Source organism: Streptomyces sp. NPDC005195 (assembly GCF_040608315.1).
In the GTDB taxonomy this organism is placed as follows: Bacteria; Actinomycetota; Actinomycetes; order Streptomycetales; family Streptomycetaceae; genus Streptomyces; species Streptomyces kaempferi.
In genome coordinates this window covers 161,203-185,321 of the sequence record NZ_JBEXHZ010000011.1, presented here as the reverse complement: position 1 = coordinate 185,321, position 24,119 = coordinate 161,203, and the positions used below count along the sequence as shown (strand labels likewise).

The following is a 24,119-nucleotide window of genomic DNA, read 5'->3' as shown; positions in this document are numbered from 1 at the left end:
GCGGGAAGGAGAACACAGATGATCATCGAAGTGACCGTCGACGAACTGGCCAAGCTGATGAAGAAGGCCGCCGGAGTCACCGTCGACCCCCAGCAGCTCCACCACGCGTCGGACTCCCCGTTCGGCACCCTCGGCCTCGACTCGCTGGGCCTGCTCGGCATCGTCGGCGAGCTGGAGAACCGGTACAGCAAGCCGCTGCCGCCCGACGCGGAGCGCTGCAAGACGCCCCGCGAGTTCCTCGACCTCGTCAACAGCACCCTCAAGACTGGAGCCTGAAGTGGCAGGACACACCGAGAACAGCATCACCATCGACGCCCCTCTCGACCTGGTCTGGGACATGACCAACGACATCGAGAACTGGCCTCAGCTGTTCAGCGAGTACGCGTCCCTGGAGGTGCTCACCCGTGACGGCGACACGACGAGCTTCCGCCTGACCATGCACCCGGACGAGAACGGGAAGGTCTGGAGCTGGGTCTCGGAGCGGACCGTGGACCGCGCCGCGCGGACCGTACGGGCCCGCCGCGTCGAGACCGGCCCCTTCGCCCACATGGACATCCGGTGGGAGTACAAGGAGACCCCGGGCGGCACCCACATGCACTGGGTGCAGGACTTCGCGATGAAGCCCGAGGCCCCGGTCGACGACGCCTGGATGACGGACAACATCAACCGCAACTCCCGCGTCCAGATGGCCCTGATCCGGGACCGCATCGAGCAGGTCGCCCGCGACCGCCGCAACGCGCCCGCCGTACCGGGCTGATCACCGAACCACCAGGAAGGACCCCGATGCATCACGCCCTGATCGTCGCCAGGATGGCGCCCGACTCGGCTCCCGCGATCGCCGACGTGTTCGCCGCCTCCGACCGCGGTGAACTGCCGCACCTGATCGGCGTCAACCGGCGCAGCCTCTTCCAGTTCGGTGATGTGTACATGCACCTCATCGAGTCCGACAAGGACCCCGCGCCCGCCATCGCGAAGGTGGTCGGGCACCCGGAGTTCCGCAGCGTCAGCGAGGAACTGTCCGCGTACGTCAGCGCGTACGACCCGCAGACGTGGCGCAGCCCCAAGGACGCCATGGCGCGCTGCTTCTACCGCTGGGAGCGCGCCGCCGCCTCCTGACCGGGCGCCGGGACACAACCCGAGGCCGCCGGCTCCGCGAACGCGGATCCGGCGGCCTCGGGTTGTGTGGGGTCGGCCTGTGTGGGGCCGGCCCGGGTCGCCGCGTCGGCTCAGGCGGGGACGGTGCACTCGAACGCGTGGAGGTACGCGTTGACCGGGCGGACCTCCCCGATGACCAGGCCCGCGGACGTCAGCCGGTCGACCATGCTCTGCCGGGTGTGCTTCGCGCCGCCGACGTTGAGGAGCAGCAGCAGGTCCATGGAGGTCGTGAACTTCATCGACGGGGTGTCGTCCACGAGGTTCTCGATGACGACGACGCGGGCACCGGGCCGCGCCGCCTTGCGGACGTTCGCCAGCGCCCGGCGGGTGCTGTCGTCGTCCCACTCCAGGATGTTCTTGATGATGTACACGTCCGCCTGTACCGGGATGTCCTCACGGCAGTCACCGGGCACGATGCGCACCCGGTCGGCCAGCGCACCCCCGTCGCGCAGGCGCGCGTCGGCGTTCGCCACCACGCCCGGCAGGTCGAGCAGGGTGCCGTGCATCCCGGGGTGCTTCTCCAGCAGGCTGGCCACGACCTGCCCCTGACCGCCTCCGATATCGGCGACCGAGGCCACCCCACCGAGATCGAGCAGGGCCGCGACGTCGCGCGCCGACTGCTCGCTGGACGTCGTCATGGCCCGGTTGAAGACGTACGCGGACTCGGGCGCCTCCTCGTTGAGGTACTCGAAGAACTCCCTCTCGTACACGTCCTCGAAGACGTTGCGGCCGGAGCGCACCGCCTCGTCGAGCCTGGGCCAGACGTTCCAGGTCCAGGGCTCGGTGCACCACAGGGCGATGTACCGCAGGCTGTGCGGGTCGTCCTCGCGCAGCAGCCGGGACATCTCCGTGTGGGCGAAGGAGCCGTCGGGTTGCTCCACGAAGACGCCCTGGCAGGACAGGGCGCGCAGCAGCCTGCGCAGGGTCCCCGGCTGGGTCTTGACCGCCGCCGCCAGGTCCTCGACGCTCATCGGCGTCTCTTCCAGGGCGTCCGCCACGCCCAGGCGGGCGGCGGCGCGTACGGCGGCGGCGCACGCCGCTCCGAAGACGAGTTCCCGCAGCCGCATGGGCGGCGGGGGAGCCTGTTCGGCGGGGGTCGTCCGGTGCGGAGCCTGCTCGGCAGTCGTCATCTGGTGCCTCGCTTCTTCTGTCGTGCCTTGGGTGGGGGGTGGGGGAGCGATGGGGCGGTCAGCACCTGCCGGCGGGCTGGGAGACCCGGCAGATGTTGCGGCGGAACACGTTGTCCGTGCCGGCGGTGTCCAGGTCGGCCAGGTCGGCCGGGCCGTTGCGCAGCGCCACGTTGTCGCGGATCACGTTGCCGCGGTTGGCGGCGCCGACGAAGCTCTTGAACAGCACGATGCCGCCCGACAGGGGGGAGGTGCCCACGTTGTCCACGACCCAGTTCCTCGTCACCAGGGAGTTCTCGGTGCCGGTGAGGACGATGCCCGAGCCCTGCAGGGCGGGCAGCCGGGGGGTCTTGGGGCAGGACTTGTTGTTGGCGTGGAGGTAGTTCCGGCGCACGGTCAGCGCTCCGGCGGACGGCTTGTTCTCGTCCCCCACGATGAACACCGCGGCGCAGTTGCCGGTCGCCTCGTTGTGGTCGACGGTGAGGTTGCGCAGCCGGCGTACCGTGATGCCGATCCGGTTGCCGACCAGACGGTTGTCGCTGATCACCGTCCCCCGGGTGTCCCGGGCGCCCTCCTCGGCGGACACCGTGTTGGCGACGAACAGACCGGCGTCGCCGTTGCCCCGGGCGGTGTTGTGCCGGAACACCCCGCGGTCGGACCTCTCCTGGGCGATGCCCCACTGGCCGTTGTCCTCGGCGGTCACCCCGCGGACGGTCAGCCGGTCGGTCCCCGACGCCCACAGGCCCTGCTTGGCGAAGCCCCTGACGGTCAGCGCGCGCACGGTGACACCGGTGAGGGGACTGCTGTCGGTCCCGGTCACGCAGATGCCGTTGCCGGCCTTGGCGCACACGCCGCCGGCGGAGGCCGGGCCCGGCTCGATGACGGTGCGGCGGGCACCGAAGCCCCGCACCGTCAGGTCCGGCACGGTGATGCGGACGCTCCCGTGATAGGTGCCGGGGGAGATGAGGACGGTGTCCCCCGGTCGTGCGGTGTCCACGGCCTTCTGGACGGACTCGCCGGGCCTCACCAGGTGCACGGTGCGGTGGTCGGCCGACGGGGCGGCACCCAGCCCCGACACCATGACGGCCGCGGTGCACGCGAGATAGGCCATCTGTCGTTTGGTCATGGGCCGAAGCTATGAGCGGGGGTTGCGGCACGCCACCGCTGATCACCCAGGTGGACAGCCCTTGTCGCCCCTTGGGTGTGCGCCGGTGTGTCGGTCGGCCGCTCGGGGACTCTGACGGGGTATCAGGACGAGGGAGGAGCCTGCTCCGTACATGTCTCCGGCACGAGCGTCCGGCGCGACGGGTCCGGCACACCGGGTCCGGCCCTGGGCCACCGGAACCGGACCGGTGGAACGCGGCCGCCCCGGCCGGATGATCCGGCCGGGGCGGCGCAGTCGTGGCCCGTCGGGGGCTCGACGGTGTGTCAGGCGAGGGTCGCGAGCGACTCGTTCCAGGTGGCGGACGGACGCATGACCTTCGCGGCCTTGGCGGGGTCGGGCTGGTAGTAGCCGCCGATGTCGGCGGGCTTGCCCTGGACGGCGAGCAGCTCGTCGACGATCACCGGCTCCTGCGCGGTGAGCGTCTCGGCGAGCGGGGCGAACGCCTTGGCGAGGTCCGCGTCGTCGGTCTGCGCGGCCAGCTCCTGTGCCCAGTAGAGGCCCAGGTAGAAGTGGCTGCCGCGGTTGTCGATACCGCCGACGCGACGGGTGGGCGACTTGTCCTCGTTGAGGAACGTCGCCGTCGCGCGGTCGAGGGTGTCGGCGAGGACCTGGGCGCGGGCGTTGCCCGTGGTGGTCGCGAGGTGCTCGAAGCTGGCCGCGAGCGCGAAGAACTCGCCCAGGCTGTCCCAGCGCAGGTAGTCCTCCTTGACCAGCTGCTGGACGTGCTTCGGGGCGGAGCCGCCGGCGCCCGTCTCGAAGAGGCCGCCGCCCGCCATCAGCGGGACGACCGACAGCATCTTGGCGCTGGTGCCCAGCTCCAGGATCGGGAAGAGGTCCGTGAGGTAGTCGCGCAGCACGTTGCCGGTGACCGAGATGGTGTTCTCGCCGCGGCGGATGCGCTCCACGGACAGCTTGGTCGCCTCGACGGGGGACATCACACGGATGTCCAGGCCCTCGGTGTCGTGCTCCGGCAGGTACTGCTCGACCTTCCCGATGAGCACGGCGTCGTGCGCGCGGGTCTCGTCCAGCCAGAACACGGCCGGGTCGCCGGTGGCGCGGGCGCGGGTGACGGCCAGCTTCACCCAGTCCTTGATCGGGGCGTCCTTGGTCTGGCAGGCGCGGAAGATGTCGCCGGCGGAGACCGTCTGCTCCAGGACGACGTCGCCGGCCTGGTCGACGAGGCGGACCGTACCGGTGGTCGGCACCTCGAAGGTCTTGTCGTGGCTGCCGTACTCCTCGGCCTTCTGCGCCATCAGACCGACGTTCGGCACCGAGCCCATGGTGGACGGGTCGAAGGCGCCGTTGGCGCGGCAGTCGTCGAGGACGACCTGGTAGACACCGGAGTAGCTGCTGTCCGGCAGGACCGCGAGCGTGTCGGCCTCCTGGCCGTCCGGGCCCCACATGTGGCCGGAGGTGCGGATCATGGCCGGCATCGAGGCGTCGACGATGACGTCGGACGGCACGTGCAGGTTGGTGATGCCCTTGTCGGAGTCGACCATCGCGAGCGCCGGTCCTTCGGCGAGCTCGGCGTCGAAGGAGGCCTTGATCTCGGCGCCCTCGGGCAGGGCCTCCAGGCCCTTGTAGATGCCGCCGAGACCGTCGTTCGGGGTCAGACCGGCGGCGGCGAACGTCTCCCCGTACCGGGCGAACGTCTTCGGGAAGAAGGCGCGCACCACGTGACCGAAGACGATCGGGTCGGAGACCTTCATCATCGTGGCCTTGAGGTGCACCGAGAACAGCACGTCCTCGGCCTTGGCGCGGGCGATCTGCTCGGTGAGGAACTCACGCAGCGGCGCGACGTGCATGACGGACGCGTCCACGACCTCGCCCGCGAGGACGGGTACGGACTCGCGCAGCACCGTGGTCGAGCCGTCGTCGCCGACCAGCTCGATCTTCAGCGCGCCGGCCTCGGTGATCACCGTGGACTTCTCGGTGGAACGGAAGTCGTCGACGCCCATGGTGGCGACGTTCGTCTTCGAGCCGGACGTCCACTTGCCCATGCGGTGCGGGTGCGTCTTGGCGTAGTTCTTGACCGAGGCGGGGGCGCGCCGGTCGGAGTTGCCCTCGCGCAGCACCGGGTTCACGGCGCTGCCCTTGACCTTGTCGTAACGGGCGCGGATGTCGCGCTCCTCGTCCGACTTCGGGTCGTCCGGGTAGGCCGGCAGCGCGTAGCCCTGCTCCTGCAGCTCGGCGACCGCGGCCTTGAGCTGCGGGATGGAGGCCGAGACGTTCGGCAGCTTGATGATGTTGGCGCCCGGCGTCTTGGCCAGGCCGCCGAGCTCGGCGAGGGCGTCGGGGACGCGCTGCCCCTCCTCCAGGAACTCGGGGAAGAGCGCGAGGATGCGCCCGGCCAGCGAGATGTCACGGGTCTCCACAGTGACACCCGCCTGCGAGGCGTACGCCTGGACCACCGGCAGGAACGAATACGTCGCCAGGGCCGGGGCCTCGTCAGTGTGCGTGTAGATGATGGTCGAGTCAGTCACCGGGTGCTCCGCTCCACGTCTGCAACATTGCTCGACATCAAGATATCTCGTGAGCGACCCCGGCTCGACAGGGGTCCGCGTCCGACCGGTCCTGACCGGGGTTCGATCGACCCCGGGCGGGGTCGCGTCCCGTAACCGTGCGTCACGGCCACCGCCTCGACGCACCGGCGGCCCTCCGGCCTCTCCACAGGTGGGGCCGGAGGGCACCACGGCGTACGGCATCGGTGGCGCCGCGCCCGCCAGGACGTGTGGCGGGAGTCCCGCGCTCGCTCCCGCCTGCCGTGTGACGCCCGGCACGCTCTAGAGCCGGGCCGGCCCGTCCGTCCGGTTCCGGCTCTGCGCTCGCGCGTCCCGCTGGTGCGGTATGCCCGGCTCCAGGAGCTCCGCACCGCCCTGCTGCAGCGCGACCGTGCGGGCGGGCGACGGGATGCGGATGCCCTCGTCGCGGTAGCGCTTGTGCAGGCGCTTGATGAACTCGTGCTTGATCCGGTACTGGTCGCTGAACTCGCCCACGCCGAGGATCACGGTCAGTCCGATGCGGGAGTCGCCGAAGGTGTGGAAGCGGACGGCGGGCTCGTGGTCCGGGACGGCGCCCGTGATCCCGGTCATCACCTCGGTGACGACCTCGTTGGTGACGCGCTCGACGTGGTCCAGGTCGCTGTCGTAGCCGACGCCGACCTGCACGGTCAGCGTCATCCGCTGCTCGGGCCGGGTGAAGTTGGTCATGTTGGTGCCCGACAGCTGGGCGTTGGGGATGATGACCAGGTTGTTGGAGAGCTGACGGACCGTGGTGTTGCGCCAGTTGATGTCGACGACGTAGCCCTCCTCGCCGCTGCTGAGCCGGATGTAGTCGCCCGGCTGAATCGTCTTCGAAGCGAGGATGTGCACGCCCGCGAAGAGGTTCGCGAGGGTGTCCTGGAGCGCCAGGGCGACGGCCAGACCGCCCACGCCCAGGGCCGTCAGCAGGGGCGCTATGGAGATCCCCAGGGTCTGCAGGACGACCAGGAAACCGATCGCCAGCACCACGACCCGGGTGATGTTGACGAAGATGGTGGCCGATCCGGCGACCCCCGAGCGGGACTGGGTCACCGACCGGACCAGTCCGGCGATGAGCCGGGCCGCGGTGATCGTCGTGACCAGGATGAGCAGCACGGTCAGTGAGCGGTTGACCGTACGTCCGATCGGCGCGGTCAGCGGCAGCACCGCGGCCGCCGACGCGAACCCGCCGGCGATCGCCGCCCACGGCACCAGGGCGCGCAACGCGTCCACGACGACGTCGTCGCCGCTCCAGCGGGTGCGCTCCGCGTGCTTGCCCAGCCAGCGCAGCAGCATCCGCAGCAGGAACGCCGCCAGCAGTCCCGCGACCACGGCTATGCCGGCGATCATGAGGTCGTCCAGGGTGACGGGACGCTTCATCGATGACCTCCCCGGAGACCGTGGCCGGGGTGGGGGTCCGTGGGCCGTATGCGCTGTGTCGTCACTTGCCACCTGCTCGAATCCGGGAACGCGCGATCACGCCCGGACGGCCGTTCGGCTTCCGGGGCGACCGCTCATCCTGCCGTACCGGAGGGTAGGTCCGTGACCGGGTCCGCGCACCCGCGCCCTCGCCGTCCGTCCGTCACCAGGCCCGCGTACGGCGGCTCTTGACGGAACCGGGCCCCTCGTCGGGGCCCGGGTCCGGGACCTCGCCCGCCTCACGTCCCGCTGAACGAACCGTGCCGCCCGGCTCCCGACGCGAAGCGTGCCGCACCCTCCATGCCGTCGGCCAGCACGTCCATGCCGTGGCGGAGTTCACCGCGCAGGGCGGTCCGCTCCACCAGGCCCTCCTGCTCGAGGACCGAGGCGCGGTCGCTGCGCAGGCAGGACTGGGGGAAGCCGGCGATGTCGGCGGCCAGTTCCTCGGCCGCGGCACGGGCCCGGCCGTTCGGTACGAGGCGGTTGACGAGTCCCATCCCGTACGCCTCGGGGGCGGGGACCGGGCGGCCGGTGAGGATCATGTCCATCGCGCGGCTGGTGCCGATGAGGCGGGGCAGGCGCACGGTGCCGCCGTCGATGAGCGGGACGCCCCAGCGGCGGCAGAACACACCGAGGACCGCGTCCTCCTCCGCGACCCGCAGATCGCACCAGAGCGCCAGTTCCAGACCCCCTGCCACGGCATGCCCCGCGACCGCCGCGATGACCGGCTTGGAGAGCCGCAGCCGGGTCGGACCCATGGGCCCGTCACCGTCCTCGGCGACCCGGTTGCCGTGCTCGGTACCGATCGCCTTGAGGTCCGCGCCCGCGCAGAACGTGCCGCCCTCGCCCCAGAGCACCGCCACCCGGGCCGTGTCATCGGCCTCGAACTCCCGGAAGGCGTCGGCCAGTTCGACGGCCGTCGGACCGTCCACCGCGTTGCGCGCGGCGGGGCGGGAGAGGACGACCGTGGTCACGTACCCCTGGCGTTCGGTCCGGACCGGCATCCTGCTGCCCCCTTCTCCGGCTGACGTACGTCCGAGGCTACTCCGCGCCGTCGGCGCTCCGCCGCCGTCCGGGGCCGGCCGCCGTCGCGGGTCCGCTGCCGTCGGGTTCCGCCGCCGTGCGGGTCCCGTTCAGATCACCTTCAGACGCACCAGCGCGCCCAGCGTCAGCGCCCCGGGCAGCAGCGGCAGCCACACCGTGATGATCCGGAACGCCAGGACCACCGCCGTGGCCACCGCCACCGGACCGCCCGCCGCCACGAGCGCGACGACGAGCGCCGCCTCCACCGAGCCGATCCCGCCCGGTGTGGGCACCATCGCCACCGCGGCCGTCGCCGCCAGGTAGGCGAGAGCCATGTGCAGCGGCGGCACCGGCAGGTTCATCGCCTGTCCCACCGCGGTCAGACCGGCGGCCTGCAGCAGCGGGAAGGCGAGCGAACCGCCCCACAGGGCGCACGCGCGGGCCGGGCGGGAGTGCACCGAGCGCGCCTCGCCGAGCGCGGTGCGCAGGAACGACAGCACCGCCCCGCGCAGTCGCCGTACGAGCAGCAGCACCGTCACCGCGACGCACAGCAGCACGCCCGCGCCGAGCAGCACAGGGCCCATCGCCCAGTCCGGGAGGAGGCCACCGATCCGAAGCGCCCCGGGGAACGCGACGAGCAGGCCCGCCAGCAGGGCGAGCCGGGCGATCGACTCGGCCAGCATGTACAGCGCGAGCGCCGCTGAGGAGCGGGCGAGCGGAACGCCGCACACCGTCATGAAACGCAGATTGACCGCGCTGGCGCCCAGCCCCGTCGGAAGCAGGTGATTGGCCGCACCCGCCGCGAACTGGGTGGCGAGCAGCCGGCGCGCCGGCAGCCGCTCCACGACCGCGCCCTGCCGGGTGACGGCCGCGGCGACCCAGGTCAGACAGGTCGCGAAGGCCGCCGCCAGCAGCCACGGCCACTCGGCCGAGCGCAGCTGGCCGAAACCCTCCGCGAGCACGGAGCGATGGCGCACGCCGACCACCAGCACGAGGGCGAGCGGGATCAGGCACAGGACCGACCGGAGGGGGAGGCGCCGGGAGAGTCCCTTGAGGGGACCCTGCGGGGGCGTCTGGGGAAAATGGACCGCTGTCACATCCGGAGAGGTTTTCCATCCCGCACCAACAGGAGGTTGCGGGCGAGGGTCCGGTGTCTGACACGCCGGGCAAGGTGCGGGAGAGGCCGGGGCCGGCGCGGTCGGCGGGGCCGTGGATACCGTCGTGGATGCCGTCATGAGTTCCCTGGGTCGTTCCTTCGTGCGTGTGGACTTCTTCCGCGGGACATTGACCTCAACGAAGCTTGAGGTCCTACGGTCACTTCCATGAGCATGGAGACCACAGCCTGGACACAGCTGCACAGCGTGATGAACGCGCAGCAGGAGCGCCGCCCCTTCGCCCGCGCGACACTGCGCCGCATCGCGGCCTTCGCCCGCCCGCACCGCCGCCGAATCGGCCAGTTCGTCGTGCTCAGCGTGCTCACCGCGCTGCTGGCCGTCGCGACGCCGGTGCTCGCGGGGCGCGTCGTGGACGCCATCGTGTCCCGCGGCGACGAGGGCACCGTCGTCCGTCTTGCCGTGCTCATCGCGGTCATCGCGTTCGCCGAGGCTGGGCTGGGGATTCTCAGCCGCTGGCTGTCGGCGACGCTGGGGGAGGGGCTCATCCTGGATCTGCGGGCGGCTGTGTTCGATCATGTACAGCGCATGCCGGTCGCGTTCTTCACACGTACCCGTACGGGCGCGCTCGTCAGTCGACTCAACAACGACGTGATCGGCGCTCAGCGCGCCTTCAGCAACACCCTCTCCGGAGTGGTCGGCAACGTCGTCACCCTGCTGCTCACCCTCGCCGTCATGCTGACCCTGTCCTGGCAGATCACGCTGCTCGCGCTGGTGCTGCTGCCGGTGTTCGTGGTGCCCGCGCGGCGCATGGGCAGCCGGATGGCCAGGATGCAACGCGAGGCCGCGCAGCTGAACGCGGCCATGGGTACCCGGATGACCGAGCGGTTCTCCGCGCCCGGCGCCACCCTCATCAAGCTCTTCGGGCGGCCCGAGGACGAGTCCGCCGAGTTCGCGGCGCGCGCCGGGCGGGTGCGGGACATCGGGGTGCGCACGGCGATGGCGCAATCCGCGTTCATCACGGCCCTGACACTGGTCTCCGCCCTGGCGCTCGCGCTCGTGTACGGGCTGGGCGGCTGGTACGCGCTGCGCGGCAGCCTGGAACCGGGCGCCGTCGTCTCGCTGGCGTTGCTGCTGACCCGCCTGTACGCACCTCTCACCTCGCTCGCCGGGGCGCGGGTCGAGGTCATGAGCGCCCTGGTCAGCTTCGAACGTGTCTTCGAGGTGCTCGATCTCAAGCCGCTCATCGAGGAGAAGCCGGACGCCCAGGAGGTCCCGGAAGGCCCGGCTTCCGTGGAGTTCGACGACGTCAGCTTCGCCTACCCCGCCGCGGACAAGGTCTCCCTCGCCTCCCTGGAGGAGGTCGCCGTCCTCGACACCCGCGCCGGCGCCGAGGTCCTGCGCGGCGTCTCCTTCCGTGCCGAACCCGGCCAGACCGTCGCGCTCGTCGGCTCGTCCGGAGCGGGCAAGTCGACCATCGCCCAACTGCTGCCGCGGCTGTACGACACCGACGCGGGTGCCGTCCGCGTCGGTGGCGTCGACGTCCGCGACCTGAGCGCCGAGTCGATGCGCCGGACCCTCGGCATGGTCACCCAGGACGGACACCTCTTCCACGACTCGGTACGCGACAACCTGCTGCTGGCCCGCCCCGCCGCGACGGAGCAGGAACTGTGGGACGTACTGCGCCGCGCCCGGCTGGAGGAACTCGTACGCTCCCTGCCCGACGGCCTCGACACCGTGGTCGGCGAGCGCGGCTACCGGCTCTCCGGCGGCGAACGCCAGCGGATGACCATCGCCCGGCTGCTGCTCGCCCGCCAGCGCGTCGTCATCCTCGACGAGGCCACCGCCCACCTGGACAACACCTCGGAGGCGGCCGTGCAGGAGGCGCTCGCCGAGGCGCTGGCGGGGCGTACGGCCCTGGTGATCGCCCACCGGCTGTCCACGGTGCGCTCCGCCGACGTGATCCTGGTCGTCGAGGCGGGACGGATCGTGGAGCGGGGCACCCACGAGGAACTGCTGGCGGCGGAGGGGCGGTACGCGGAGCTGTACCGGACCCAGTTCGACGAGCCCCGGCCGGAGAGCGCCCGGGATCGGAGCCTCGGGCTGATGATGGACTGAAGGGCCACCGGGCCACACCGGCAGGAAAGCCGCACCGCAGGACAATGATGGAGCACTCGGGACCGTCGCGTCGACGTAAGGGGAGTCCTCATGGGTCAGATCGGATCGATCGGCCTGATTCTGCATCCCAGGCGCAATCCGGGGCCGGTCATCGAATCCGTCGTCCACTGGGCCCGTACACACCGGACCGAGGTGCTGGGGCTGCCGGACGAGGTGGGGCGCATCGCCTGCAGCGCCGTGGCCGTGCCGGCCGACGACCTGGTGGCCCGTGCCGGTCTGATCGTCAGTCTCGGCGGTGACGGAACCATGCTCCGCGCCATGCGACTGCTCTCCGGCTCCGCCACCCCGGTGCTCGGTGTCAACCTGGGCCGGCTGGGTTTCCTCGCCGAGATCGATGTCGAGGACCTGGCGACGGCGCTGGACCGCATCGACAGCGGCCGCTTCACCACCGAGGCCCGCATGGCCGTACGGACCCGCCTGCCGGACGGGCGCGAGTGCCGGGCGTTCAACGACATCGCCCTCGTACGGGTGCCGGGCCACGGAATGGCCGCCATCTCCATCAGCCTCCAGGGGGACGAGTTCATCCGCTACGCGGCCGACGCGCTCGTGGTCGCCACCTCGACCGGATCGACGGCGTACAGCTTCGCCGCGGGCGGCCCGATCCTCTCGCCCAGGGTGGAGGCCATCCTCGTCGTCCCGGCCAGCGCGCACTCGTCGTTCGACAGGGCGCTCGTCCTTCCGGCGGACGAGGAGGTGGTGCTCGAACTGCTCCCCACGACGGGCCGGTTGGCGGTCGAGGTCGACGGCGAAGTGGTCGAGTACCTCGACGCGGGTGATCGGATCACCGTGACGGCCTGCCCCGGGGTGGCTCACGTGGTGCGCCTCGGCGGCACCACGTTCTACCAGCGGGCCCGCAGGAAGCTCGGGATCAGGGGAAGCCTGGAAGCGGGCCACCTCCATCCCGACGAGCACGTCGATTTCGCGCTCCACGCCGATATCGCGGAGCAGTGACGCGCCCGGACTCCGCACCCGTACCCGTACCCGTACCGGTGGGGGCGAGCCGGTGTCAGGCCGGCCGGCCGGCCCCGGTGAGCGCCGCCCTCTCCCGCGCGGCGCGCACGGCCGCGGACAGCGAGGCGATGTCGTAGGCGCCGTGGTGACGGCGGCCGTTGACGAAGAAGGTCGGGGTGCCCGAGACGCCGCTGAGATCGGCGGACTCCAGGTCGGCGGCGATATGGGCCGAGCCCGCGCCCGCCCGCAGGTCGGCGCGGAAGCGAACGGTGTCGAGGCCGATCTCCTCGGCGTAGTGGAACAGGTCCTTGGGCAGCAGGTCCCCCTGGTGCTCCAGCAGCAGATCGTGCATCTCCCAGTAGGCGTCCTGGAGAGCCGCGGCCTCGGCGGCCTCGGCGGCGAGCTGGGCGTCGGGGTGCACGTCGTGCAGCGGCAGATGCCGCCATACGTAGCGCACGTCCCCGAAGTCGGCGAGCAGCTCGCGCACCACCGGCTCGGCCAGTCCGCAGTACGGGCACTCGAAGTCCCCGTACTCGACCAGCGTCACGGGCGCGTCCAGGGGGCCGCGTACGTGGTCGCGTCGCACGTCGACGGAGTCGCTGAGATCCACGATGCCCTGGCTCGTACCGAGGAGGGCCCGGGAGCGGGAACGCTTCGGCAGGGCGTCGATCACCCGGGTGACCAGCCAGGTGAGGAGGAACGACCCGGCGACGGCGGCCAGGATCCCGATCTTCGCCTGCGCCAGTTCGTCGCCGTCGAAGGCGAGGGTCGCGATCAGCAGGGAGACGGTGAACCCGACCCCGGCCAGGGTGCCGCCCGCGGTGATGGCGCCCCAGCCGGCCGGCGGCCGGAGACGTCCGCGGCTGACCCGTGTGGTGAGGAGGGCGGCGCCGATGATGCCGAGCGGTTTGCCGAGGACGTAGCCGAAGAGGATGCCGAGTGTGATCGGCGAGGTGAAGGCGTGCGCCAGCTGGCCGCTGCTGACGGTGATGCCGGCGTTGGCGAGGGCGAACAGCGGCACGATCACATAGCTCGTCCAGGGATGGAACAACTGCTGGAGCCGCTCGTTGGGGGAGAGCGTCGAGGCCAGCCCCCGGCGCACCGTGCGCTCCAGTTCCGGCGTCGGCTGCTCGCGAAAGCGCCTGAACAGCGTGCTCGCGTGTTCCAGGTCGCTGCGTTCGGCCGGTCGGGCGTAGGTCAGCAGACCCATCGCGAGCCCCGTCACGACCGGGTCCACCCCCGACTTCAGGAGCGCCACCCAGGTCGCCACGCCCAGCACCGCGTACAGGGCGGGGATCCGTATGCGCAGGGTGCGGCGTACCAGCAGCAGCACCGCGAACAGGCCGAGCGCCGTCAGCAGCGCCGGGACCGAGACGGCTTTGCTGTAGGCGAAGGCGATGACGGCCAGGGCCACGAAGTCGTCCACGACGGAGACGCTGAGGATGAAGACCCGCAGGCTGCCGGGCAGCCGTGTACCGAAGATGGCGAGCATGCCCAGCGCGAAGGCCGTGTCCGTCGACATGGCGGTGCCCCACCCCTGCGCGGAGGTGTGGCCCGCGTTGACGGCCAGATAGACCGCGACGGGCACGGCCATACCGCTGAGTCCCGCGAGCACCGGCAAGGTGACCCGCCGGCGCTCCCGTAGTTCGCCCATGTCGAACTCGCGGCGCGCCTCCAGGCCCACGACGAAGAAGAACAGCGTCATCAGGCCGCTGTTCACCCACTCGCGCAGGCCCAGGGACACCCCGCCCGATCCGATGCGGACCGACAGCTCGGTGTGCCAGAAGGACGCGTACGAGCCGGGCCCGATATTGGCCCAGGCGAGGGCCAGGAGCGCCGCGGTGAGCAGCACGGCGGCGCTGCCGGTCTCGGTCCGCAGAAAGTCCCGCAGCGGACCGTGGGCGCTCTTGCCGCACACGGTCTGCCCCGACAGGAGGGAGCTCTCAGGTGGCTCAGGTGGCACAGTCACTCCGTGATTCTCGCCCCGCGCGTCGACCCGCACCCGGCGAAGCCACGGCGAGGCGCCGCCCCGGCCCCGCTCGGTTCCATGGTGCACCCCTGGTAACTCCCCGCAGGCGGTTCCTCTTCCTGTCCGGGGCCCGCGCGCACGTGTTCCGGGTGTTTCGCGGGCCCGTCGTGGACGCCTTCCGGGTGAATCCCGGGCGGCCCGCCGCGCCTACGAGGGCGTGTGGTGCCGGCGCTGTCCCGTCGGCGACGGTCCGGCCGCGGCGGGTCCTCGATCCCGCGGAGGGGTGTCCTCGGCGGGACCGCGCCCGCCGCGCAGGGCCGAGGCGAGCGCGGGGGCCGGGGAGAGGTGGCGGGGGAAGAAGGTGTGACCGACCATCAGGGAGTGCGTCGGGAGCGGGTTCACGGGAGCGGCTCGGCCTGAGTGCGTCGAGGGTGCCTTCACAGCAGGGCGTCGAGCGTGATCGGCAGATCGCGCAGACGCTTCCCCGTGGCGTGGTGGACGGCGTTGGAGATCGCGGGCGCGATACCGACCAGGCCGACCTCTCCGACCCCCTTGGTACCCGTGGCGCTGCCGCGATCCGGCTCGCCGACGAAGATCACGTCCAGCTCGGGGACGTCGGCGTTCACCGCGATGAGGTAGTCGCCGAAGGTGCCGTTGGCGATGCGGCCGGTGTGCGGGTCGGTGACGGTGTCCTCGTACAGGGCCATGCCGATGCCGCCGACCGTCCCGCCGATGATCTGGCTCCGGGCCGTCTTCGCGTTGAGGATGCGGCCGCCGTCGATCGCGGAGACCACGCGCGCGACGCGGATGAGTCCGAGGTCCGCGTCCACCCGGACCTCCACGAATTTCGCGCCGTACGCACCGGCCGAGGACATGCCCATCTCGGTGGCGACCGGCGGCGTGCTGTTCCCGTACGCCGTGAGCTCGGACATCCCGTGCCGGGCCAGGATGTCGACGTACGACTCCCCGCGGTCCGGACGGCCGGCCAGGTGGACCCTGCCCCCGCCGCACTCCACGTCATCTGGGGACACTCCCCGCAGCGGCGAGTCCGTGTCACCGCGTGCGAGTTCGGCGAAGGAGCGCACCAGTCGCCGGCAGGCGTCGTGCACGGCGTTGCCCAGCGCGCCGGTCAGGCCGGAGCCGCCCGCCATCATCGAGTTGGGCATGTCGGAGTCGCCCAGGTCGAACCGGACGAGGTCCAGGGGCAGACCCAGTTCCTCGGCGGCCAGTTGGGCCATGACGGTGTACGTGCCGGTGCCGATGTCCGTCGCCGCGCTGCGCACCAGCGCGCTGCCGTCGCTGTTGACGGTGGCCTGCGCCGAGCAGGGCTGCGCGAAGTAGGGGAACATCGCGCTCGCCATCCCGTACCCGACGAGCCAGTTCCCGTCGCGCATCGAGCGCGGCTCGGGGTTCCGGTCGTACCAGCCGAAGCGCCGCGCGCCGGCCTCGTAGCACTCCAGGATCGCCTTGCCGGTCCAGGGCAGCCCGTTGCGTGGATCGACGTCGGTGTGGTTGCGCACCCGTAGGTCCAAGGGGTCCATGCCCAGGGTGTACGCCAGTTCGTCGAGCGCCGACTCCACGGCGAAGTTGCCCTGTGCCTCGGCCGGGGCACGCATGGACGTCGGCACGGCGATGTTGATCCGCGCCTGACGGTCCCGTGTGATCACGTTGGGACACCGGTAGGCGAAGGCGGTTCCCGACGAGAACGGCTCGAAGTCGTTGTCCTCGATGCTCAGGGAGATGAGGCTGCGGTGGTCGATGGCGACCAGGTCGCCCGCGCGCGTGGCACCGATGCTCAGCCGCTGCACCCCGCTGGGGCGGTGTCCCACGGAGGTGAACATCTGCGGCCGGGTCAGGACCAGTTTGACCGGTCGTTTGAGCGTCCGGGCGGCGAGGGCGGTGAGGATCACGTGCGGCCACGCGCGCAGTCCGGCGCCGAAGCCCCCGCCCACGTAGGGCACCAGGACCCGTACCGAGCTCTCGGGGATGCCGAAGACCATGGCCAGGGTGGTGCGCACCATGGACGGCCACTGAGTGGTGTCGTGGACGGTGAGGGTGTCGCCCTCCCACACGGCGACCGTCGCGAACAGCCCGAGGGGGTTGTTGGTGTTGTCGGCCGTCGTGTACGTGGCCCGGACGGTCACCTCGGCGGACTCCAGCGCCGCGCCGGGGTCGCCGCGCGAGGTGTCCATCTGCCAGGGATCGAGGACCTGTTCGGCCCGTGGGTCCCGAAGGTCCAGCAGTGGTTCCTCGACCTCGTAGTCGGCCCGCACCAGCCGTGCCGCGGCCGTGGCCTGCTCCGGGGTCTCGGCCACCACGAAGGCGATGTGCTGCCCGTGGTGCAGGACCCGGTCGTTCCGCAGCGGTGGTGGCGGCGACGCTCCGAGCACCGTGATCGGGCCCGTGCCGACCGACGGCGCGTTCTCGTGGGTGATCACGGCCAGTACGCCGGGAGCGCTCTCGGCGGCCTCGGTGCGCATGCGCGCGATGCGGCCCGCGGCGACGGTGGACTGCACCACGGCGCCGTAGGCCTGTCCGGGGATGCTGAAGTCCATCGGGTACGGGGCGGTTCCGGTGACCTTCCGCGGGCCGTCGACCCTGCTGACGCCCGCGCCGACCAGCGGCCTGCTCTCGACGGTGCTCATGCCGTCACTCCTGAGACTGTCTGCAGCTCGCGCACCAGCGTGCGGCGGGCCAGCGGCACCTTGAACGCCGTGCCGGGGACGGTGAAGGCATCGCGCATCGTCGCCTCGGCGGCGTCCGTGAACGTGGCGGTCGTGGCCGGCGCGCCTGTCAGCACGTGCTCGGCCTCGTAGGCCCGCCAGGGCTTCGTCCCCACCCCGCCGAGGCCGACCCGGGCGCGCCGGATCGTGCCACCGTCCGTGAGGAGCAGGACGGCGGCGGAGGTGAGGGCGAACTCGTACGAGGCCCGGTCGCGGACCTTGAGGTAGCCCGACCTCGCGGCCGCCGGGGGCAGCGGGATCTCGACCTCGGTGATCAGTTCGGCGTGCTCCAGGACGTTCTCGCGCCGCGGGCTCTCGTCCGCCGTCAGGTAGAACTCCGTCAGTGGCACGGTGCGGCGCTCCGACACCCCCTGGACGTGCACGAGCGCGTCCAGCGCCACCAGCGCGACGGCGAGATCGGAGGCGTGCACCGCGATGCACCGCTCGCTCGCGCCGAGCACGGCGTGCATGCGCGCCACGCCCTCGACCGCGGCGCAACCGGAGTCAGGGGCGCGCTTGTTGCACGCCTGGACGGTCGGGTCGCGGAAGTAGCGGCAGCGCGTGCGCTGGAGCAGGTTGCCCCCGATGGTGGCCATGTTCCGCAGCTGCACCGAGGCGCCCAGCAGCAGCGCCTCGCGCACCACGGGCAGCCGCTCGGCCACCGTGGCATCGGCGGCCAGCTCCTCCATGGTCACCAGCGCGCCCACATGGAGGGACTCGCCACGGCGTTCGATGCCGTGGAGGGGGAGGCGGGTGATGTCGATCAGCCGCGGAGGCTCCAGCACCCCGTCCTTCATCAGGTCCACCTGGGTGGTGCCGCCCGCCAGGCAGGCCGCGGCCGGGTCGTCGGCCAGCAACCGCACCGCCTCCTGGGTGTCGACGGCCCGCACGTAGTCAAAGGTCCGCATCGCGGCCTCCCCGGGACGCCGCCTCGCGTATGGCGGCCACGATGTTCGGATAGGCGCCGCAACGGCACAGGTTGCCGCTCATGAACTCCCGGATCTCCTCGTCGGAGCCGGCCCGGCCCTCGGCCAGGAGCGCCACCGCGGACATGATCTGCCCGGGTGTGCAGAAGCCGCACTGGAGGCCGTCGTGCTTCATGAACGCCTGCTGCACCGGGTGCGGTCCGTCGGGCCCGGAGATCCCCTCGACGGTGGTGATGGCGCGGCCCTCGGCCTGCGCCGCGAGGGTCAGGCAGGCCAGCACCCTCCGGCCGTCCACGTGGACCGTGCACGCGCCACAGGCTCCCTGGTCGCAGCCCTTCTTCGTGCCCACCAGGCCCAGCCGGTCGCGCAGGGCGTCCAACAGGGTGACCCGGGTGTCCAGGCGAAGCGTGTAGGGACGGCCGTTCACGTCGAGTGTCACGACCCGTTCGATGATCGCGGGGCGTTCGTCCACGTCCCGCCTGCTCGCCACGTCCGTCATCGCGTCCTCCTCCGGACGGGTCGCGAACGACTCGAGCCCCTCCTGGGGCCGGATCCGGTGAGTTGGTTCGACTGATATGCGCTACTTCATAAATCTTTCCCACCATATAGGCCGAACAGGTGATTCCGCGCGGGCACCGGTACGGACCGGTGCCCACCTGGTACGTTCCGCGGGCCTCCGCTCAAGGGCACCCCCGCACTCCTCGCCAGTCCTCCGCTCAAGATCGTCTCCGCTCTGAGGTCCCCACCCGCACGGCCGTTGTGCGCGCCGGTCCCGTCGTGGGCGCCGGTCCCGGGCTGTCGGCCGCCGGGCCGGCGCGTACGACGGCCTGGTCGCCGTGCGGCCCGAACAGGTGCAGGATCTCCACCGGCTCGGCACCGGCGGGCCCGAACCAGTGCGGTTCGTCGGTGCCGAACTCGGCCACCTCGCCCGGCCGGAGCGTGACCTCGCGCTCCCCGAGGACGAGACGGAGCTCGCCGGCGAGCACGTAGAGCCACTCGTAGCCGGAGTGGGTCACCAGTCTCGGTTCGCGGTACGCGAGCACCTGCTTGAAGACCTGGACCCGGCCGGGGTACTGCGTCAGCGGGACGAGGACACTGCCCGGCTTCCGGCTCCGCGGCTGGAGATGGACCCGCGGGTCACCGGTGGCCGGTGCCGCCACCAACTGGTCCAGCGCGACCCGATGGGCCCGGGCGAGCGGGATGAGAAGGTCGAGCGTCGGGCGGCGCAGACCCGACTCCAGGCGCGACAGCGTGCTGACGGAGATCCCGGTGTCCTCCGCGAGTGCTTCGAGGGTGAGGCCCCGGTCGCGCCGCAGGGCGCGCAACCGGGGCCCGACGGCGGCGAGGAGTTCCGCGAGTTCGGCGTCCATGGGGCCATTTTGCGGTCTCCGCAAAGAACCTGGTTCCGGCACCTCCCCCGACGCGAGCCTGAGCGGGAACCGATCCCGTACCGAAGGGGGACCTCCCGTGCTCACGACATCCCTGGCCGCCCCACCCTCCCCGCTGAGTGCGCGCCGCCGCTGGACGGTGCTGGCCGTCTGCGCGCTCAGCATGTTCCTGGTGGGGGTGGACACCACCATCGTCAACGTGTCCCTGCCCGAGATCGGGCGGGGCCTCGACACGGGCACCCGCGGTCTGGAATGGGCCGTCGACGCCTACACCGTGGTCCTGGCCGGCCTCCTCATCGTCTCCGGCGCGCTCGCGGACCGCTTCGGACGCCGCCGGATCTTCCAGTGCGGACTGACCGTCTTCGCTCTGGCCTCCCTCGTGTGCGCTCTCGCCCCGTCGCTCGGCGTGCTCGTCGCCGCGCGGGCCGCCCAGGGTGTCGGCGCCTCGATGCTGAGTCCGGTGGCCCTGGCGATCGTGGTGAACGCGATGCCCGACCCGCGGGAACGGGCCCGCGCGATCGGTGTGTGGGCCTCGGTCTTCGGGCTCAGCATGGCGGTGGGCCCGGTCACCGGCGGGGTGCTCATCGCCGCCTTCGGCTGGCGTTCGGTCTTCTGGATCAACGCCCCGGTCGTCGTCGCCGCGCTCGTCCTGGTCGCGGTGTTCGTGCCGGAGTCCCGCGCGGAGCACGCCCGGCGCCTGGACCTGCCCGGCCAGGTGCTCCTCACCGCGGTCCTCGGCCTCCTCGTCGGTGTCCTCATCGAAGGCCCTCGCATCGGCTGGACGTCGGCCGCGGCCCTCGTCTGCTACGTCCTGACCATGGCGGCGGCGGCCGGGTTCGTCCGCGTCGAACTGCGCCACGGCGAACCCCTGGTGGACCTCGGCCTCTTCCGGCGACCGCCGTTCGCGTCGGCGGTGCTCGGCGCCGCGGCGGTGTTCGTCGCGCTGAACGTGAGCCTGCTGCTCAACACCCTCTACCTCCAGCACGCCCGTGGCTGGACGCCACTCGCGAGCGGCGCCTCGACCCTGCCCATGGCACTCGGGGCCACGCTGTGCGCACCGTGGTCCGGCACCCTGGTCGGACGTTTCGGACCCCGGCGTCCGCTGCTCCTCGCGGGCGGATTCATCGCGGCCGGCGGACTGTGCCTGACAAACCTTCGGCAGGACACGAGCGTGCCGCTGATCCTCCTCGCCCATCTGCTGATCGGCGTCGGGTTCGGCTTCGCCAACGCTCCCCTCACCAACACCGCGGTCAGCGGTCTGCCGCGGTCCCGGGCGGGTGTGGCGGGGGCGATCACCTCCACCGCGCGCCAGGTCGGCGCGGCGATCGGGATCGCCGTCGCCGGGGGCATGGCCGCGGGGGCCGGACCCGCCGGCCTCGCCGCCGCGTCGCATCCGGGGTGGCTGCTCGTGACGGCCTGCGGGCTGTTCCTCTTCGTCGTGGCACGCGCCGCACGGAGCTGAGGCCGCGCGGAGCCGAGGCCGCACGGAGCCGAGGCCCGCCTTCCGGGCGCCGCCTGGATGTGGCACGGCACGGCGAAATGGCGCTTGGTGCTCGGTGAACGGGGCGGGCAGGACGACCTGGTCGCGCTCTCCCTGTCGCCCCTGACGTGAACCCGTACCGCTCCGCGGCGGTGGGCGTTGGTTCGCCAAGCGGATGCGTCATCGGTGGACCGGGCGGTGCCCGAACGGGTGCCATCGGTGGTGGTGCCCGTCGCCTTGACCGGCTTGACCGGCGTCGCCGCGGGGCCGGCCGCTCGGGGCCCCGTCGGTGTCCCGCTGGGCGATCAGGTCGTCGCGGTCCTTGCTGATGGCTGCCGTCCTGCGCCGGGACTCGTCGAGTCCGCGCCGGGCGGTACGGGCGCGCCGCGCGGTGCGGCGGTATCCGGTCAGCAGCAGGCTCAGCCCGATCATGGCGGCGGCCCCGACGACGATGCCGGACAGGAAGAGCGTGCCCGTGGAACCGGTGACGTGGTAGCCGAGAACGGTGAAGTCGTCGGAGACGAGGGTGTGCCCGCCGCCTGCGTTGCCGAGCACACCGGCCAGGCCCACGACCACTGCGACAACGAGGATGATGAGGCCAACGATGACAAACATGGCACTCTCCGGACATATGCGACAGTTTATGGCATATGTCTACAGTGAACGCCGTGGGCGGAGCGGCGTCCAACGGGGTCCCTGAGAGTCCAGGTGTGGAGCGCCGGGAGGGCCGAACGGGCGAGGGTCGCGGTGACGGCGGGTGTCAGGGGCCTTCAGGCTTCATGGGCGAGGGTGTGTTCCTCTTCACGGACGAAGGCGTGTCCCTGTGCTCCTCGACGGGGCGCCGCCGGTAGGCAGCTGAAACGCCGCCGGATCAGGACGCCCCCGTGTCGTCCGGCGCGCTGTCGGAGCCGAGGGCGCGCAGCATGTCGAGGCAGACGGCGATCGCGGGTTCCTGCGCCGTGGCGTGGCGGACGGCGACCTCGATCGTGCGCGCCAGCGTCTCGTCCGTCACGGGCCGGACGGTCAGCGTCGACGGGAGACGGGCGGTGGCCATGCGGGGGATGAGGACCGGGTGGCCCCCGCTCGCGGCGAGGGCGATCATCGCGGAGAAGTCGGTGCAGGTGTGCCGCACATCGGGCGTGAACCCGGCCGACCGGCACGCCTGGAGGACGGCGTCCCCGCACGCCGTTCGCGCGGGCGCGGTGATCCAGGGCCTGTCCGCGAGCTCCCGCAGGCCGATCGGATCTCCCTCCGGACGCACCGCCGGGTGATCGCTTCGCAGGACGGCGACCAGCGGGTCGGTCCGCAGATGGCGGGTCTCGACGCCGGGGTACGCGGGGGTGGCGAGGTTGGTGTAGCGGTAGACCAGAGCGAGATCGACGCGGCGCTGCAGGAGCAGTCGTACGGCGACTTCGGGCTCGGCCTCCGTGATGTGCACGCTCAGGACGGGGTGGGCTTTCTCCACGGCGTCGCCGAACGGGGCCGCCAGCGGCACCAGAGCGCTGGGGAAGCAGGCGAGATGGACGGGCCCGGCCGGATCCTCGGTGTCGTGCAGCCGGCTTCGGGCTTGTTCGAGAGCGGCCAGCACGCCCTCGGTGTCCTCGGCCAGGCGGTGCCCGGCCGCCGTGAGATGGATGGAGCGGCCGGTGCGCTCCAGCAGCCGGGTGCGGGTCTCCTCCTCCAGGAGGCGAAGCTGCTGGGAGACGGCCGAGGGCGTGACACCGTGCAATTCGGCCACCGCGGTCACGGTGCCGTGCGCAGCCAGGTCGCGCAGGAGAACGAGTCGTCGAACATCGAGCATCAGTTCATCTTAAGTGCCTTCTGAAGGCGATGTAGCTGGACGCGGGCAGGCTCCTGAGGCGACGCTGGCGACACCTCAGTCCATCCGTGACTTGTCCCCACGTCAGGAGCCCGACCGTGCGCGCCACCGTGATCCACGGCCCGAACGACATCCGCATCGATGAGGTCCCCGATCCCCGGATCGAGCACCCCGCCGACGCTGTCGTCCGCGTGGTCAACGCCTGCATCTGCGGCAGCGACCTCTGGGCCTACCGCGGTGTGGCCTCCCGCGTCGCCGGGCAGCGGATCGGGCACGAGTTCCTCGGCATCGTCGAGGAGGTCGGCTCCGAGGTCTCCGGCGTGCGGCCCGGCGACTTCGTGGTGGCGCCGTTCGTCTGGTCCGACGGGACGTGCGGCTTCTGCCGCGAAGGCCTGCAGACCTCCTGCCCGCACGGCGGGTTCTGGGGCGAGGTCGGCTCCGACGGCGGTCAGGGCGAGGCGGTCCGCGTACCCTACGCCGACGGCACGCTCGTCCAGTTGCCGAAGGAGGCCGCCGGCGACGAGAAGCTGCTGCCGGGCCTGCTGGCGCTCTCCGACGTGATGAGCACCGGGCACCACGCCGCCCTCTCCGCCCGGGTCCGTCCGGGCAGCACGGTGGCCGTGGTCGGCGACGGCGCGGTCGGACTGTGCGGTGTCCTCGCCGCGCACCGGCTCGGCGCCGGCCGGATCATCGCGCTCGGCCGCCACCAGGCCCGCACCGACATCGCCCGCGAGTTCGGCGCCACCGACGTCGTCGCGGACCGCGGTGAGGCCGCTGTCGAGGCGGTCAAGGAGCTGACCGGCGGTCTGGGCGCGCAGGCGGTCCTGGAGGCCGTCGGCACCGAGGAATCGATGCGTACCGCGATCTCCATCGCCCGCGACGGCGGCGCTGTCGGTTACGTGGGAGTCCCGCACGGCGGCTCCGCCGGCATCGACATCGGCCAGATGTTCGACCGCAACATCACTCTCGCCGGCGGTGTCGCCCCCGCCCGCGCCTACATCCCCGAGCTGCTCCCGGACGTGCTCAGCGGCGCCATCGACCCCGGCCTCGTCTTCGACCGCACCGTCGGCCTGGACGGCGTACCGGACGGCTACCGGGCGATGGACGACCGCTCGGCCCTGAAGGTCCGCATCGCGTTCTGAGGCCGTCCCCACGGGCCGGTACG

21 protein-coding genes are annotated in these 24,119 nt (G+C 71.8%); 7 read left to right on the top strand and 14 right to left on the bottom strand.

Going from position 1 to position 24,119, the window contains the following annotated elements:
* Positions 1-18 precede the first annotated feature (18 nt).
* The 3 genes from ABZV34_RS15480 to ABZV34_RS15470 are packed head-to-tail and all read left to right on the top strand — an operon-like array spanning position 19 to position 1,116.
* Positions 19-276, top strand: a complete 258-nt coding sequence (locus ABZV34_RS15480) for a phosphopantetheine-binding protein (protein ID WP_153287538.1) — start codon at positions 19-21, stop codon at positions 274-276.
* A gap of 1 nt (position 277) precedes the next feature.
* The gene (locus tag ABZV34_RS15475) at positions 278-757 is read left to right on the top strand and encodes an SRPBCC family protein (protein WP_356275621.1); all 480 of its coding nucleotides are present in this window, start codon (positions 278-280) and stop codon (positions 755-757) included.
* 26 nt (positions 758-783) lie between these two features.
* Entirely contained in the window at positions 784-1,116 is a 333-nt protein-coding gene (locus ABZV34_RS15470) for a TcmI family type II polyketide cyclase (RefSeq protein WP_153287536.1), read from the top strand.
* A 110-nt stretch (positions 1,117-1,226) separates the two neighbouring features.
* Here ABZV34_RS15470 and ABZV34_RS15465 read toward each other — a convergent pair whose 3' ends face one another.
* The 6 genes from ABZV34_RS15465 to ABZV34_RS15440 form a co-directional block, all read right to left on the bottom strand.
* Positions 1,227-2,285, bottom strand: a complete 1,059-nt coding sequence (locus ABZV34_RS15465) for a methyltransferase (RefSeq protein WP_356275619.1) — start codon at positions 2,283-2,285, stop codon at positions 1,227-1,229.
* Between the two features lie 58 nt (positions 2,286-2,343).
* Positions 2,344-3,408: a right-handed parallel beta-helix repeat-containing protein gene (locus ABZV34_RS15460; protein WP_356275616.1), complete on the bottom strand. Its 1,065-nt coding sequence runs from the start codon at positions 3,406-3,408 to the stop codon at positions 2,344-2,346.
* A 302-nt stretch (positions 3,409-3,710) separates the two neighbouring features.
* Positions 3,711-5,930, bottom strand: a complete 2,220-nt coding sequence (locus ABZV34_RS15455) for an NADP-dependent isocitrate dehydrogenase (RefSeq protein ID WP_356275613.1) — start codon at positions 5,928-5,930, stop codon at positions 3,711-3,713.
* 300 nt (positions 5,931-6,230) lie between these two features.
* On the bottom strand, positions 6,231-7,346 hold the full coding sequence (locus ABZV34_RS15450) for a mechanosensitive ion channel family protein (protein WP_356275610.1): 1,116 nt from the start codon (positions 7,344-7,346) through the stop codon (positions 6,231-6,233).
* Positions 7,347-7,624: 278 nt separating this feature from the next.
* Positions 7,625-8,389: a crotonase/enoyl-CoA hydratase family protein gene (locus tag ABZV34_RS15445; protein ID WP_356275607.1), complete on the bottom strand. Its 765-nt coding sequence runs from the start codon at positions 8,387-8,389 to the stop codon at positions 7,625-7,627.
* Between the two features lie 129 nt (positions 8,390-8,518).
* Positions 8,519-9,505, bottom strand: coding sequence for a lysylphosphatidylglycerol synthase transmembrane domain-containing protein (locus ABZV34_RS15440; protein ID WP_356275605.1), 987 nt, complete (start codon positions 9,503-9,505; stop codon positions 8,519-8,521).
* Positions 9,506-9,730: 225 nt separating this feature from the next.
* Here ABZV34_RS15440 and ABZV34_RS15435 point away from each other — a divergent pair, with 225 nt between their 5' ends.
* Together ABZV34_RS15435 and ABZV34_RS15430 are read left to right on the top strand one after the other, a co-directional pair.
* On the top strand, positions 9,731-11,638 hold the full coding sequence (locus ABZV34_RS15435) for an ABC transporter ATP-binding protein (protein ID WP_356275602.1): 1,908 nt from the start codon (positions 9,731-9,733) through the stop codon (positions 11,636-11,638).
* A gap of 90 nt (positions 11,639-11,728) precedes the next feature.
* Positions 11,729-12,649 carry an NAD(+)/NADH kinase gene (locus ABZV34_RS15430; protein ID WP_356275599.1) on the top strand — a complete coding sequence of 307 codons (921 nt, stop codon included), beginning with the start codon at positions 11,729-11,731 and terminating at the stop codon, positions 12,647-12,649.
* Between the two features lie 55 nt (positions 12,650-12,704).
* On the opposite strand, the gene nhaA is transcribed toward ABZV34_RS15430, so the two are convergent.
* The 6 genes from nhaA to ABZV34_RS15400 all read right to left on the bottom strand — a co-directional run bounded on the left by nhaA (position 12,705) and on the right by ABZV34_RS15400 (position 19,637).
* Complete coding sequence (gene nhaA / locus ABZV34_RS15425; protein ID WP_356275597.1) at positions 12,705-14,618, bottom strand: Na+/H+ antiporter NhaA; 1,914 nt, start codon at positions 14,616-14,618, stop codon at positions 12,705-12,707.
* A gap of 207 nt (positions 14,619-14,825) precedes the next feature.
* Entirely contained in the window at positions 14,826-14,993 is a 168-nt protein-coding gene (locus ABZV34_RS15420) for a hypothetical protein (protein WP_356275594.1), read from the bottom strand.
* 62 nt (positions 14,994-15,055) lie between these two features.
* Entirely contained in the window at positions 15,056-17,263 is a 2,208-nt protein-coding gene (locus ABZV34_RS15415; protein WP_356275591.1) for a xanthine dehydrogenase family protein molybdopterin-binding subunit, read from the bottom strand.
* A complete protein-coding gene (locus ABZV34_RS15410; RefSeq protein ID WP_356275588.1) occupies positions 17,260-18,249 on the bottom strand; it encodes a xanthine dehydrogenase family protein subunit M in 990 nt (329 codons plus the stop codon). The genes ABZV34_RS15415 and ABZV34_RS15410 overlap by 4 nt, the downstream gene beginning before the upstream one ends.
* Entirely contained in the window at positions 18,236-18,766 is a 531-nt protein-coding gene (locus ABZV34_RS15405) for a (2Fe-2S)-binding protein (RefSeq protein WP_356275585.1), read from the bottom strand. Before ABZV34_RS15405 ends, ABZV34_RS15410 begins: the two co-directional genes overlap by 14 nt.
* A gap of 217 nt (positions 18,767-18,983) precedes the next feature.
* Positions 18,984-19,637, bottom strand: coding sequence for a helix-turn-helix transcriptional regulator (locus ABZV34_RS15400; RefSeq protein ID WP_356275582.1), 654 nt, complete (start codon positions 19,635-19,637; stop codon positions 18,984-18,986).
* Positions 19,638-19,734: 97 nt separating this feature from the next.
* Between ABZV34_RS15400 and ABZV34_RS15395 the strand changes: the two genes are divergently transcribed.
* Entirely contained in the window at positions 19,735-21,117 is a 1,383-nt protein-coding gene (locus ABZV34_RS15395) for an MFS transporter (RefSeq protein WP_356275579.1), read from the top strand.
* A 198-nt stretch (positions 21,118-21,315) separates the two neighbouring features.
* Here ABZV34_RS15395 and ABZV34_RS15390 read toward each other — a convergent pair whose 3' ends face one another.
* Both ABZV34_RS15390 and ABZV34_RS15385 read right to left on the bottom strand, forming a co-directional pair.
* Complete coding sequence (locus ABZV34_RS15390; RefSeq protein ID WP_356275577.1) at positions 21,316-21,750, bottom strand: hypothetical protein; 435 nt, start codon at positions 21,748-21,750, stop codon at positions 21,316-21,318.
* Positions 21,751-22,006: 256 nt separating this feature from the next.
* Positions 22,007-22,936 (bottom strand): LysR family transcriptional regulator, encoded by a 930-nt coding sequence (locus tag ABZV34_RS15385; RefSeq protein WP_356275574.1) that lies wholly within the window; start codon positions 22,934-22,936, stop codon positions 22,007-22,009.
* 116 nt (positions 22,937-23,052) lie between these two features.
* Between ABZV34_RS15385 and ABZV34_RS15380 the strand changes: the two genes are divergently transcribed.
* Positions 23,053-24,096, top strand: coding sequence for a zinc-dependent alcohol dehydrogenase family protein (locus tag ABZV34_RS15380; protein ID WP_356275571.1), 1,044 nt, complete (start codon positions 23,053-23,055; stop codon positions 24,094-24,096).
* The last annotated feature ends 23 nt before the right edge of the window (positions 24,097-24,119 follow it).